Here is a 12,640-nt window from a genome sequence, read left to right on the forward strand (position 1 = left end):
CACGGCCTGACCGGGCCATCTCCCTTCCGCGAGGCACGGACGGCCCGGTCAGGCCGTGCCGTGACGAGGACCGGCCGCCTCAGCCATGCCGAGCGGCTTCGACCGCCTTGCGCAGGTCGGGGGCGTCGATGGCACCGGGCACAAGCTCCGTCCCGATGACGAAGGCGGGCGTGCCCTGGATGCCGATCTTGCGCGCGAGATCGAGGTTGGCGTCGATCTGGGCCTGCACCGCGGGATCGTTCATGTCCTTCTCCATGCGCGGCCAGTCCAGCCCGAGATGACGGGCCGTCTGCTCCAACTGCGCCATCGTCGTGTTGGTCGGCAACCGCATCACCGCTTCCCGCATCTTCAGGTAGGCGCCCTGCCGTTTCGCCGCGAGCAGTGCCTTGGAGCCAAGGACGCTCCCAGGCCCCAGGATGGGCAGGTCCTTGAACACCAGCCTGACGTTCCGGTCCTGGGCGAGGAAATCGCTCATCACCGGTTCCATCCGGCGACAATAGGGGCAGCGCGTATCGAAGAATTCGACGATCGTGACATCGCCATTCGGGTTGCCCGCGACCGGGTCGCGGGAATTGACGAGATCGTTCCTCGAACTCGCGATGGCGGCGCGGGACGCTTCGTCGGTTTTCGCGCTTTCATCCACCTGAAGCGCGGTGAGCGCATCCCGCAGGATCGATGGATCCTGTTTCAATGCCTCCCGGACGATGGACACGATCTCCGTCCTTTGCGCCGGGGTGAATTCCGCGGCGCGGACGCCGGTGCCGGCGGCCCCCAGGCCGGCGATCATCAACAGCGCAAAAAACCAGCGGTTCATACGAGACATTCCCTTCGGAGCCAGGCAGCGGCGGCATACTGCCCCGGGTCCATGCGGAAAGCCATAAATCCGCGCCGCCCCCCTGCCCTCGGGCAGGCCGCGCCGCCAGGTGCGTCGGCCCTGGCGCATGATCGCCGCAACCTTGTTGCGGGTATGGGCGAAGGCGTTTAAGCCACAGCGCCTTGACCGAGGCTTCATGGCGTGAGCCGGCCCCGTAACTGCTTGGAAGGACGACGTCGCGGCATGATGACTCGCGTTATGCAGAGGATGCGGCGAGGGCGGCGGCTGCATGCCGTGCTTTCGATCCTGGCCCTGCTGCCAGGATGCTCGACCATCGACTCGGTCAGCTCGTCGCTCCTGGGCTCCGGTCCGCGAACCGGCCAGCCGGGATATGTATCGGGCTTCCTGGGCGGCGTGGCAGCGGACGAGCCCCGCGCCGTGATCGCGGGGCGGGAGGTGCTTTCCGCGGGCGGGACCGCCGCCGACGCGGCTGTCGCCGTCGGGCTGACCCTGGCGGTGACGCTTCCGTCGCGCGCCGGGCTTGGCGGCGGGGGCGCCTGCCTCGCATACGGTTCCGGCGAGAAGGGCCCCGCACATGGGGTGCCGGAGGCCGTTCTGTTCATACCGCGCGCGGCGACGGGCGCGGGCGGCGATCGGCCTTCGGCGGTACCCATGCTCGTGCGCGGGCTGTATCTGTTGCACGCGCGGTACGGCAACCAGCCGTTCGAATCGCTTGTCTCGTCGGCGGAGCAATTGGCGCGCTTCGGCGTACCCGTCTCGCGGGCCTTGGCGAGAGACCTGAGCGTGGTGGCCGGTCCCCTGTTCGCCGACCCGGCGGCGCGCGCCATATTCAGCAACAACGGCGTGCCGCTCGCGGAGGGCCAGACATTACGACAGCCCGACCTGGGATCCACCCTGGCGCAGATTCGCGTGGCCGGCGTCGGCGACATGTACCAGGGAGCACTGGCGCATCGCATCGTCGACGGGTCGTCCACGATCGGGGGACCGATCCTGGCGACCGATCTTCGGGCCGCACTGCCCAGCCTGTCGGCGCCCCTGGTTCGCAATTACCGCAACGACAAGGTCGCGTTCCTGCCACCACCCGCCGATGGCGGCCTGGGGGCGGAAGCGGCGTTCGACGTCCTTGCCAACAACCCGAACGACATCCCCGCCGCGGTCGCCCGGTCGCTGGGTGTTGTCACGCGCTGGCGCATGGGTGGCGTGACGCCCGCGGCCGCCATGGCGTCCCCCGATCTTCCGCAGTCCACCTCGACCATCTATCCCGCTTCGACCAGTTTCGTGACCATGGACCGCTACGGCGATGCCGTGGCCTGCGCCCTGACGATGAACAACCTGTTCGGCAACGGGCGGATCCTCCCTGGCCTGGGCTTCATCACCGCGGCGTCGCCGGCGGTCGTTCCGTCGCCGCTGCTGGCGGCCGGCCTGGTCTGGAACGACAACCTCAAGGCGTTCCGGGCGGCGGCGGCCGCATCGGGGCAGAGCGCCGCGCCGGTGGCAGTGGCGGTGGGCCTTACGAACACCTTGCGGACGAACCAGCCCATGAGCGTGCCCGTCCCCGATCCGGGTCGAGCCAATATCATTGCGTGCAGCCGGTATCTGCCCGGGGAATCGCGCTTCTGCGGATGGGCCACCGATCCGCGAGGCGATGGCTTGGCGCTGGGGGCGAATTGACCGGACGGAAGGCCCGCCGGCAATGCCGCTTCCCCGGCAGCGGCGGCATCGGCTGACGGACATGGTTGCGCAAGGCGGGAACAGGCGATGACGCTGAAGGTCGGCAAGGGCGCGCTGGCGCCTCCTTTCATGGTGATGGACGTCATCGCCGCGGCCAATCAACGCCAGGCGTCCCTGCCCGCCTCGGCGCCGCACGTCATCCGCATGGAAGTCGGCCAGCCTGGCACGGGCGCGCCGGCCGGCGCCGTCGCGGCGGTCCAGTCCGCCCTGCGGTCCGGCCACCCGCTTGGCTATACCGAGGCCTTCGGGCTGCCGTCCCTGCGACGGAAGATCTCGGCCCATGCCAAGGACTGGTACGGCCTCGACACCGGGCAGGAGCGGATCGCGGTCACGGTCGGCGCGTCCGGCGGCTTCACGCTGGCGTTCCTGGCCGCGTTCGACCCCGGCGACCGCATCGCCCTGGCCGCCCCGTTCTATCCCCCTTACGTCAACATCCTGACCGCCCTGGGGATGACCCCTGTCGTCCTGCCGACGGGGATCGAAACGCGATTTCAGCCGACGGTCGAGATGCTGGAGCGGTTGGCCCCTCGCCCGGACGGCCTTATCGTCGCCAGCCCATGCAACCCGGCCGGCACCATGCTGCACCGGGACGAATTGCAAGCCCTGGCGGCGTGGTGCGACGGCAACGGTGTACGGCTCATCAGCGACGAGATCTATCACGGCCTGAACTATGAGCAGCCGCCCGCCTCGGCGGCGGAATTCTCTTCCAGCGTCGTCGTGGTGAACAGTTTCTCCAAATACTTTTCCATGACCGGCTGGCGGGTCGGCTGGCTGATGCTGCCCGAGGACCTGGTGCGGCCAGTGGAATGCCTGGCGCAGAACCTGTTCATCAGCGCGCCGTATATCTCGCAGGTCGCGGCCGAAGCCGCGATGGACTGCCACGAAGAACTGCAAGCCAATATCGCACGCTATCGCCGGTCGAGGGACCATTTGCTGCAGACCCTGCCGCAAGCGGGTTTCAGCCGGCTGTCCCCAGCCGAAGGGGCGTTCTATGTGTTCGCGGACATCAGCGACCGGTCCAACGACAGCGTGGGCTTCTGCGCGCGGATGCTGACCGAGACGGGCGTGGCCGCGACTCCAGGCCTCGATTTCGACCGGGATCGGGGGCAGCGTTTCGTCCGTTTCAGCTATTGCGGCAGCGAAGCGGACATGCGCGAAGCCGCCGCGCGGCTGGCCAACTGGCGCTGATCCGCCACCTGCCGGCGCTTATCGATTGGGCCACAGGCCGGGCGTCGCAACCTCCAGCGAGTGCCCGTCCGGGTCACGGAAATACAGGCTGACGCTGCCACGCGGCCACCGGACGCGGCTTTCGATGGGAACGCCCGATCGCTCCAGATGCATGGTCCAGCGTTCCAATTCCTGGCTGGGGATCGCGAACGCCAGGTGCAGCGCGCCGCGGCCGTGATGGGGCGGAATGAAGCCGTTCGGACCAAAGGCCTCGATCGGGGCCGGCTGGTCGGTCATGCCATGACGGAACAGCAGCAGCACCTGGCCGCCGGGCACTTCCAGGGCGCACATCCGCTCATCCTCGAAAAAGGGAGGGAAGCCGAACAGGCGCTCATAGAACAGCCGGGACCGCTCCAGATCCTCGACGTAGAGGGACGTTTCCAGGATATGGCTGACTCGAGGCATCGGAGTGCATCCGCAACATAGGAACCAGACTGCCGCTCGGTGGACACCAACCTGACGCCGACCGTAGCCCGCGATTGCCCCCGGTCGAGCCGGACCGCAACGGGGAAGGTCAAAATCAGCGCCGTCGGCAGAAGAGCGTGAGATATGTACGGATTGCCGAGCCGGATTTTAAGGCGGTCTGCGCCAATCTGTCGTGATGGTGCTGCCAGATGGAATTGAACCATCGACCTCCTCATTACCAATGAGGTGCTCTACCCCTGAGCTATGGCAGCGCCGGGCCGTCAGGCGGGGCCGTTACCTAGCGGCTTGGCCCTCGGGGTGCAAGCCTGATGATGAGGGCGTCACAGCCTTGGCGAACGGGGCCAGACGCATCTTCTCGACATCGGGCATCGCCTTGCCGTCCGCCGCTTTGCCGCGAAGTCCCCCGAGGGTTCGCAACCCGGACGGCAACATCCTGCCGTGCTGACGTCCGCGATCCTGTCCCGTCGACGTCTTCGTTCTCCTTGGAAAGGCCTATACAAAGGTTGCGCGGCGCGCATCGTCCGCCGCCGCGAACAACGGGAGAAAACGGTCATGGCAGGTATCCGCGACGTGTTGCGCAACACCATGAAGGAGAAGCTGGCCCGAAACGAAGTCGTTGCGTCGATGACGGTCCGGCTCAGCCGCTCGATCGAGATCGCCCAGATCGCGGCCAGCGCCGGCTTCGATACGATCTATGTCGACCTGGAGCACAACACCCTGTCGATCGACACCTGCTGCCAGATCTGCATCGCCGCGCAGGGCATCGGCATCACGCCGTTGGTCCGGGTCCCGGCCAACACGCCGGAGTATATCTGCCGCGTCCTGGACGGCGGCGCGATGGGCGTCATCACGCCGCATGTCCGATCCGCCGCCGAGGCACGCGCCATGGTCGAATTGGTGAAGTTCCCGCCTCTCGGACATCGATCGGCAGGTGGCGCGCTGTCACATTACGGCTATCGGAGCTTCCCGCTCGCCGACACCTACGCGGCGATGAACGACGCATCGTCCCTGGTCGTCATGATGGAAACCGTGGCTGCGTTGGAAAACGTGGAGGAAATCATCGCCACCGAAGGCGTGGACATGCTTCTTATCGGAAGCAACGATCTCTGCGCCGAGATGGGGATACCCGGCCGGTACGACGATCCGCGCCTGGCCCAAGCCTTCGAGCGTTCGATCGCGGCCGCTCGGCGGGTCGGCAAGCATGTCGGCATCGGCGGCCTCGCGAACCGCGACGACCTGATGACCAAGTTCGTGAAGATGGGCGCGCGCTATGTTTCAACCGGAACCGATCTCGCTTTCCTGATCGGCGCCTGTGCGCAGCGGGCGAAATTCGTTCGGGACATCGGATGAGCCGGGACGGCGACCCGCCGGCCGCCGTACCGGGACTGCCCGATCTCAGGCCACGCCAGGCCCCACCCTGCCGGGGCCAAACTTCGCCGTGCAGACGGACACCAACGTGTCGATCGAGTTGAAAACCTGGGCGCCGGCCTCCGTCAGCCGGCGTGTCTTTGAGGCCAGACTGCCGTTATCGCCCAGAACGAGCGCGCCGGCATGGCCCATCGCGACCCCTTCCTTCGCCTCGCGGCCGGCGATCAGCGCGAAGAGGGGCTTGCGGGCACCCAGGCGCACGTAGGCTTGTGCGCACTCCTCTTCCTCGGTGCCGCCGACCTCACCCACCAGGATGATTCCGCGGGTTCGGGGGTCGTCGAAGAAGATGGGGAGAAGATCGGCGAACCGGACGCCTTTGACCGTATCTCCGCCAACGCCGATCCATAGGCTCTGGCCGACATCGTTGCGCGCCAGGCGGTAGCCGACCTCATAGGACAGGGTCCCGCTCTTGGTCATGATCGCGAGCGGCCCCGGCCGCAGGCACACATCAGGCAGGAAGCCCAGCTTGCATTCCCCCGGAATGGCGAGGCCGGGCGTGGACGCGCCGACCCAGGTGGCGCTGGCCCTGCGGACAAGCCGCCCGATCCGGATCGCGTCATGGATCGGAACGCCTTCTGCGATGGTGACGACGAGCTTGATCCCGCCCGCCAGCGCCTCCTGGACGGCGGCCAGCGTTTCGCCGGCGGGGGCCATGATGACCGAGGCCAAGGCGCCGGTCGCGACCACGGCCTCCGCGCAGGAGGCGAAGACGGGGATGCCGTCGACGTCGGCGAGGTCGGTCCGCGACGACGTGCCGCCGACGATATTGGTGCCGTATTGACGCATCAACGCGGCATGGGTCCGTCCCATCCGACCGGTGATGCCCTGGACGATCACCGGCGTCGACCGCGACAGGGTGCCGATCACGGGCGTGCTCCGACGACGGCGCCAACCTTGGCCAGCGCCGCCGACAGGTCTTCCGTCACCAGCATCCCCGGCTGGGCCTGCTGCAGAAAGCGCTGCGCCTCCGCGGCGTTGCGGCCGACGAGGCGGGCGATCACGGGGACTTTCAAGTTCGGCGACGCCACGATCGCTTCCGACAACAAGCGGCCAAACTCGCTCAGGTCGGTGATCCCGGCGAAGATATTCACCAGGACGGCCTTCAGCGAGGCGTGGCTCGTGATCCATTCCAGGACACGGATCAGCCGGGCGGGGCTGCCGCGCATCTGGCCGGTGCGGATGTCGCAGAAGTTCAGCGGCTTCAAGCCGCGCCCCGTCAGCTCATCGACCAGCATCATCGACAGTCCGGCGCCGGTCGTGACGAGGCCGATCTCACCGTCCGGGTCGAGCTCGATATAGTCGAATCCTTCCTTCAGCTTGCGCTGGGCGTCGGCATAGACGTCCGGCCGCCTGGCCACCAGCGCTGCCAGTTCGGGACGGCGCCCGATCGCGTTGAGATCGATGACCAGCTTCGCGTCGGCCGCGATGCAGCCGGCATCCGAAACGAAAAGTGGGTTGATCTCCGCCAGGATGAGTTCCTGGTCCAGGACCAGTTCCGCGAGACCTCGGCCGAGCGTGCTGACGAAGTTGCGCCACGCGGGCGGTTCGCCTTGCAGCAGCTCGTTCAACGCCTCGTTGACGGCCGCCGGGTGGGGTGGACAGGCGATGCCCGCGATCGAATCCGATTGCTCCACGTCGATCCCGCCATCGGCTGCGTACATGACGCGCAACCCGTAGCCGGCGGCATCGACCATGATCGACAGATAGCGTTCGGTGCCGGCCACGGCCTGCTCGATCAGGCAGGTCTCGACCGGATAGGCTTTCAAGCGCGATCCCAGAAGGCGCCCCAGCGCCGCATTCACCGCGCCGGGCGTTTCGCAGCGGACGATGCCGCCGGCCTTGCCGCGACCGCCGATCGGGACCTGAGCCTTCACGATCCAAGGCCCCTTGCCCGCCAGGTCCGGCGCGGCCGTGGCCGTTTCGATGCCATCGGGAACGGGAATCCCCTTGCTCCGCAGCAGGGCCTTGCCGTCGGCTTCGACCAGCAGCACGTCAATAGGTTCCCAAGCCGAGGACGCCTTCCACGGGATCGAAGGCGTTGACGATCTTCTTGCCGATCAGGTCGCGCAGCGTCTCGGTGGCACCCCCGCCCAGCGATCCATAGCGGGCGCCGCGATACAGGCGAGAGACCGGATATTCGTCGGTGAAGCCGAAACCGCCATGGACCTGCACGGCCTCGCTGGTCACGCGCAGCGACATCTCGTTGCAGAATATCTTGGCGGTCGCGGCCATGAACGGATCGGGGAACGGATTGGCCGTCAGGCAGGCCCGGTACAGCAGGCCCCGAGCCGCCTCGATGTCCTTGAACATGTCGGCCAGCTTCCAGCGGATTCCCTGGAAGTCCGATATGGGGTGGTCGAACACGTTCCGTTCCCGGACATAGTTCACGGCCTCGTCGAACGCCCCTTCCGCCAGCCCCAGGGAGATGGCCGGGTTGAGGCAGCGTTGCGTGTTGAAGGCGCTCAGCAGCTTGCGGAAGCCGTCTTCCCGGATCACCAGGTTTTCCAGCGGCAGCTCGCAGTCGTTGAACTGGATCTCGTGCAGGTTCTCGCCGCCCATCGTGTGATAGGTCGCGGTGACCTCGAACCCCTTGGTATCGGGCTCCAGAAGGACGCACCCGATCCCTTCGCGGCCGGGCTTCCCGTCGACGCGCGTGAAGACGACGAACATCCCCGCCTCCCGCGCACGGCTGATCAGCGTCTTGGTGCCTTTCAGGATGACGCGGTCGCCCACGACGCGGGCGTTCGTCCGGAAATTGGCGACGTCGGTGCCGGCATGCGGTTCGGTCATGCAGACCGCCAGGATGCACTCGCCGCTGACCACCTGCGGCAGGATCCGTTCGCGGATCGACGCGGGCGCGTAGCGGGAAATGACCCTGGTCTGGACCCCCGCCTCCCCCAGCACCGCCATCGCGGTGACGTAATCGACCTTGGCGATCTCCTCCAGGATCAGCGCCGTGTCCAGGATAGGCAGGCCCAGGCCGCCGTATTCCTCGGGCACGGACATGCCAAGCACGCCAAGCTCGGCGAGCTTCTTCATGTTTTCCCAGGGGAAGGTGCCATCCATCCAACGCATGGCGTTGGCCTTGAACAGATTTTGCGCCAGGTCACGGACGGACGCCACCATCTCCCGCTGCTGGTCGTTGATGTGGAAGTCCATCGCCTTGTCCCCTCTCCCGTCGACGGGAGTGTAACCCTGCGCGGCGGCAAAGCAACGGCGGGGCCCGGAAGGTGGGAAGGAGATAAGACGGCAGGTTAGGGTCGGGCGCTAAGTCGGGCTATGCCATGCCAGGCTCTCGCGCTATAGGCAGGCGATGGCCGCGGTGCGTCCCCTGATTCGCATAGCCGTCAATGTTGCCATCGATGGCAGCATGGCGGCGCTTTCGGTGCCTGTGGCCCGTTGGCTCGCAGACCCCTCGACAGCCACGCTGGCCTCGCCGGTCACGCTCGTGCTCGGTGCCGTGACGCTGCTCGCGGCCGGCATCCCATTCCGGTTATCGCTGCAATATTGGCGCTTCGCCGCCATCGGAGACCTGCTGACCGTCGCGGCCAGCGCCGTCCTGGGGGCCACGCTGTTCAGCCTGGTGGCCGCCTTGAGCGGGATCGCGGCGCCATCGCCGGCGTTTCCGGCCGTCCACGCGTTGACGCTGCTGGTGCTGCTGGGCACGCCCCGGGTGGCGTATCGCAGGGTGCGCGGCAGGCGCTCGCCCGGCCAGGCGCCCGCGGCGGCCTCCACGGCCCTGCTCGTCGGCAGCATCGAGGACGCCGACCTGTTCATCCGCGCCCTGGCGCAGGATCGTCGCCAGGCGCTGCGCGTCGAAGGCCTGCTGGCGTCGTCGGCCCGCCAGACGGGGCGCCGCATCCAGGGCCACGCCATCCTGGGATCGATCGCCGATGCCAGCACCGTCCTGCAGAACCTTCAGGCCGATGGGCGGCTGCCCGGCATGCTGGTCTTCGTCACCCCCGAACTGGCCGGCCCCCGGCTGGCGCGCGTCGTCGCCGAGGCGGACCGGTTCGGCATCCAGGTCCGCCAGGCGCCTCGTCCGACCGCGCTCGCCGATCCGGACCAGCCGAGGCCCGTCGAGCTGCGTCCCGTCGCCATCGAAGACCTGCTGAACCGGCCGCAGGTGCCGCTCGACCGCGACGGCATGGCGCGCCTGATCCAGGGCCGGCGGGTCGTCGTGACCGGTGCCGGCGGGACCATCGGCAGCGAGTTGGCGCGCCAGGTCGCCGCCTTCGGTCCCGGCACGCTGATCCTGATCGACAACGGCGAATACGCGCTGTGGCAGATCGACCTGGAACTGGCGGAGCTGCACCCCCAGGTCGTCCGGAAGACCATGATCGCCGATATCCGCGACGAAGCACGAATCCGGGCGATCTTTGAGGAAACGCGGCCGGAGCTGGTGTTTCATGCGGCCGCGCTGAAGCATGTCCCGATGGTCGAGGCCAACCCGCTGGAGGGCCTGGCGACAAACGCCGCCGGGACCCGCCACGTCGCCGACGCCGCTCGGGCGGTCGGGACCCTGGCGATGGTGCTGATCTCGACGGACAAGGCCGTCAACCCGACCAGCGTGATGGGTGCCTCCAAGCGGTTGGCCGAGATGTATTGCCAGGCATTGGACATCGCGGCGCGGTCCGCCAATCAGGGAATGCGCTGCACCACGGTCCGGTTCGGCAACGTGCTGGGCAGCACCGGTTCCGTCGTGCCGCTGTTTCAGCGGCAATTGGCCAAAGGCGGCCCGCTGACGGTCACCCACCCCGACATGCAGCGCTATTTCATGACGGTGCGCGAGGCGGTCGGCCTCGTGCTGCAGGCCAGTGTCCTCAGCCTGGGCGGCGCGTCGCTGCCGTCCGGGGAGGATGGCGGCATCTTCGTGCTGGACATGGGGGAGCCGGTGAAGATCGTCGATCTCGCGCGGCAGATGATCCGGCTGGCCGGACTGCGTCCGGACAAGGACATCGAAATCCGCTTCACCGGCCTGCGTCCCGGCGAGAAGCTCTACGAAGAGATGTTCCACGGCAAGGAGCCGCCCGTGCCGACCGGGCATGCGGGCCTGTTGATGGCCTCCCCCCGCACGGCCGACCCTGCCATCGTCGCACGGGCGATCGATGAGATCGGCAGTGCCTGCCGCGGCAACCAGATCAAGCTGGCGCTGACGCTCCTCGGCCGCCTGATTCCCGAATTCGAGCACAATGCCGACGGCTCCGTCGGCGAGGTGCGCGCCTGACAGAGGTTCAATGTCGACAACAGCCCCCATCCCGTTTCTCGACCTGAAGGCCCAGCAGGCCCGCATCGCCGACGACCTGCGCCGGCGGATCGACGCGGTACTGAAACACTGCCAGTTCATCCTGGGCCCTGAAGTGCAGGAGCTGGAAGCCGCGCTCGCCCAATTCTGCGGCGCGCGCCATTGCGTTTCCGTCAGCTCCGGAACCGATGCGCTCCAGATCGCCATGATGGCCGAGGAAATCGGGCGGGGCGACGCCGTGTTCCTGCCGGCCTTCACCTACACGGCCACCGCCGAGGTGCCGCTTGTCCTGGGCGCGACGCCGGTGTTCGTCGACGTCGACCCGCACACGTTCCAGATCGATCCCCGCCACCTGGCGGAACGTGTCGCCGAGGTCAAGGCAGCCGGCCGGCTCACGCCACGCGCGGTCGTCGGCGTGGACCTGTTCGGCCAGCCGGCGGATTGGGTGTCCTTGCGCTCCATCGCCGACGCCAATGGGCTGTTCCTGATCGACGACCTCGCCCAAAGCTTCGGCGCGTCGCTGCATGGCGCCATGCTTGGCTCGCAGGCCGATGCGACGGCCACCAGCTTCTTCCCGTCCAAGCCCTTGGGTGCGTACGGCGATGGCGGCGCCCTTTTCACCGAATCGGCAGAGAAGGCCGATCTGTACCGCAGCCTGCGGACGCACGGCGAGGGCAAGACCCGCTATGAGGTCTTGCGCACGGGGATGAACGGACGCCTGGATTCGCTTCAGGCCGCCGTGCTGCTTTCGAAGCTGACGGTGTTTCCGGCGGAGCTGGAGGCGCGGGAGCGGATCGCCAGGACATATGACCAGCGGCTGGGCAACGCGGTGGCCGTGCCGCGGCGCGTGCCGGACAGCACCAGCGCTTGGGCCATCTACGCCATCCTGCTGCCGGACGAAGCGGCGCGGGACCGGATGCAGGGAGGGTTGCGGGAACAGGGCGTTCCCACCGCGATCTACTACCCCCGCCCGCTGCATCTTCAGCCGGCGTATAGCGGGCAGCACGACGGCAGCCGCCTGCCGGTCTCGGAGAGCCTCGCGAAACGCATCCTGGCGCTGCCCATCCATCCGGACCTGACGGACCAGGACGTCGACCGCATCTGCGGAGCGGTGCTGGCGATGGCGTGAGGGGGCGCTCCCCCGTCACCGTCGCTTAACCGTTTATCAACCAGTCATATCCAATATGCCGGGATATGACACACGCCTCGTTCGCCATCGTTTCCGAACCCGATCCGCGCGTCCGCCACACCTTGCGGGTGGAACTCCAACACGCCGACTGGACCGTGCTGGTCGCGGCCGACACCGACGAAGTCGAGAACCTGGCCGCCCAGGTCCCGGCGGACATGATCGTTCTGGACGTCACCTCCATCAAGCTGCGGGGGTACAGCGCCTGTGCGCGCCTGCGGCGGCAGGCGGGTTATGAAAGCCGACCGATCATCCTGACGGCGACGAACGTGGGGACGCGAGACGCCATCGCCGCGGGGACCGCCGGGGCGACGGCGCTTCTGGCCAAGCCGTACACGATGAACGCCTTCTTCCGGGTCGTGCGGCCGCATCTCGCGGAACGCGCCCCGGCCGAGAAGGTGCTGGACTGGAACACGGCCGCACGCTGGTCCTTCAACGCCGGCTCGCGGCCATACCGGGGCGTCCGCGTCCTGCCGGTCGACGACAGCGCCACCATCCGCCTCCCCATCGTGCGAGCGACTTGACATTTTTGACATCATTTTCCAGTCTGGCACTGGATAAT

Annotated in this window: 11 protein-coding genes and 1 tRNA gene; 6 read left to right on the forward strand and 6 right to left on the reverse strand. The window is 67.6% G+C overall.

What is annotated here, in order from left to right; all coding sequences use genetic code 11:
- Positions 1-79: 79 nt before the first annotated feature.
- Positions 80-814, reverse strand: a complete 735-nt coding sequence (locus VHB27_RS16770; protein ID WP_325602535.1) for a DsbA family protein — start codon at positions 812-814, stop codon at positions 80-82.
- 243 nt (positions 815-1,057) lie between these two features.
- Between VHB27_RS16770 and VHB27_RS16775 the strand changes: the two genes are divergently transcribed.
- Together VHB27_RS16775 and VHB27_RS16780 are read left to right on the forward strand one after the other, a co-directional pair.
- Positions 1,058-2,506 (forward strand): gamma-glutamyltransferase, encoded by a 1,449-nt coding sequence (locus tag VHB27_RS16775; protein WP_325602537.1) that lies wholly within the window; start codon positions 1,058-1,060, stop codon positions 2,504-2,506.
- A gap of 87 nt (positions 2,507-2,593) precedes the next feature.
- A complete protein-coding gene (locus VHB27_RS16780) occupies positions 2,594-3,754 on the forward strand; it encodes a pyridoxal phosphate-dependent aminotransferase (RefSeq protein WP_325602539.1) in 1,161 nt (386 codons plus the stop codon).
- Between the two features lie 18 nt (positions 3,755-3,772).
- On the opposite strand, the gene VHB27_RS16785 is transcribed toward VHB27_RS16780, so the two are convergent.
- Positions 3,773-4,198 carry a VOC family protein gene (locus VHB27_RS16785; protein ID WP_325602541.1) on the reverse strand — a complete coding sequence of 142 codons (426 nt, stop codon included), beginning with the start codon at positions 4,196-4,198 and terminating at the stop codon, positions 3,773-3,775.
- Between the two features lie 197 nt (positions 4,199-4,395).
- Positions 4,396-4,470: transfer RNA gene (locus VHB27_RS16790), tRNA-Thr, on the reverse strand.
- Between the two features lie 301 nt (positions 4,471-4,771).
- Here VHB27_RS16790 and VHB27_RS16795 point away from each other — a divergent pair.
- Positions 4,772-5,569 (forward strand): HpcH/HpaI aldolase family protein, encoded by a 798-nt coding sequence (locus tag VHB27_RS16795; protein ID WP_325602543.1) that lies wholly within the window; start codon positions 4,772-4,774, stop codon positions 5,567-5,569.
- Between the two features lie 45 nt (positions 5,570-5,614).
- Here the strand turns inward: VHB27_RS16795 and VHB27_RS16800 are convergent, their stop codons facing one another.
- From VHB27_RS16800 to VHB27_RS16810, 3 genes are read right to left on the reverse strand one after another with little or no spacing between them, the layout of a single operon-like run.
- Entirely contained in the window at positions 5,615-6,514 is a 900-nt protein-coding gene (locus VHB27_RS16800; protein ID WP_325602545.1) for a succinate--CoA ligase subunit alpha, read from the reverse strand.
- Positions 6,511-7,638, reverse strand: a complete 1,128-nt coding sequence (locus tag VHB27_RS16805; protein WP_325602547.1) for an ATP-grasp domain-containing protein — start codon at positions 7,636-7,638, stop codon at positions 6,511-6,513. The genes VHB27_RS16800 and VHB27_RS16805 overlap by 4 nt, the downstream gene beginning before the upstream one ends.
- Position 7,639: 1 nt before the next feature.
- Positions 7,640-8,806: an acyl-CoA dehydrogenase family protein gene (locus VHB27_RS16810; RefSeq protein WP_325602549.1), complete on the reverse strand. Its 1,167-nt coding sequence runs from the start codon at positions 8,804-8,806 to the stop codon at positions 7,640-7,642.
- 154 nt (positions 8,807-8,960) lie between these two features.
- Between VHB27_RS16810 and VHB27_RS16815 the strand changes: the two genes are divergently transcribed.
- From VHB27_RS16815 to VHB27_RS16825, 3 genes are all read left to right on the forward strand, one after another.
- A complete protein-coding gene (locus VHB27_RS16815; protein ID WP_408904014.1) occupies positions 8,961-10,874 on the forward strand; it encodes a polysaccharide biosynthesis protein in 1,914 nt (637 codons plus the stop codon).
- A gap of 10 nt (positions 10,875-10,884) precedes the next feature.
- Complete coding sequence (locus tag VHB27_RS16820; protein WP_325602553.1) at positions 10,885-12,021, forward strand: DegT/DnrJ/EryC1/StrS family aminotransferase; 1,137 nt, start codon at positions 10,885-10,887, stop codon at positions 12,019-12,021.
- A gap of 65 nt (positions 12,022-12,086) precedes the next feature.
- Positions 12,087-12,602: a response regulator gene (locus VHB27_RS16825; RefSeq protein ID WP_325602555.1), complete on the forward strand. Its 516-nt coding sequence runs from the start codon at positions 12,087-12,089 to the stop codon at positions 12,600-12,602.
- Positions 12,603-12,640: the final 38 nt, after the last annotated feature.

This window comes from Rhodopila sp. (assembly GCF_035548235.1).
In the GTDB taxonomy this organism is placed as follows: Bacteria; Pseudomonadota; Alphaproteobacteria; order Acetobacterales; family Acetobacteraceae; genus Rhodopila.

Excerpts from the sequence above, each read along its gene's own strand:
- VHB27_RS16825 (WP_325602555.1), top strand. The coding sequence starts at position 12,087 with ATGACACACGCCTCGTTCGCCATCGTTTCCGAACCCGATCCGCGCGTC.
- VHB27_RS16775 (WP_325602537.1), top strand. The coding sequence starts at position 1,058 with ATGATGACTCGCGTTATGCAGAGGATGCGGCGAGGGCGGCGGCTGCAT.
- VHB27_RS16770 (WP_325602535.1), bottom strand. The coding sequence starts at position 814 with ATGAACCGCTGGTTTTTTGCGCTGTTGATGATCGCCGGCCTGGGGGCC.
- VHB27_RS16815 (WP_408904014.1), top strand. The coding sequence starts at position 8,961 with ATGGCCGCGGTGCGTCCCCTGATTCGCATAGCCGTCAATGTTGCCATC.
- VHB27_RS16780 (WP_325602539.1), top strand. The coding sequence starts at position 2,594 with ATGACGCTGAAGGTCGGCAAGGGCGCGCTGGCGCCTCCTTTCATGGTG.
- VHB27_RS16810 (WP_325602549.1), bottom strand. The coding sequence starts at position 8,806 with ATGGACTTCCACATCAACGACCAGCAGCGGGAGATGGTGGCGTCCGTC.
- VHB27_RS16820 (WP_325602553.1), top strand. The coding sequence starts at position 10,885 with ATGTCGACAACAGCCCCCATCCCGTTTCTCGACCTGAAGGCCCAGCAG.
- VHB27_RS16795 (WP_325602543.1), top strand. The coding sequence starts at position 4,772 with ATGGCAGGTATCCGCGACGTGTTGCGCAACACCATGAAGGAGAAGCTG.
- VHB27_RS16785 (WP_325602541.1), bottom strand. The coding sequence starts at position 4,198 with ATGCCTCGAGTCAGCCATATCCTGGAAACGTCCCTCTACGTCGAGGAT.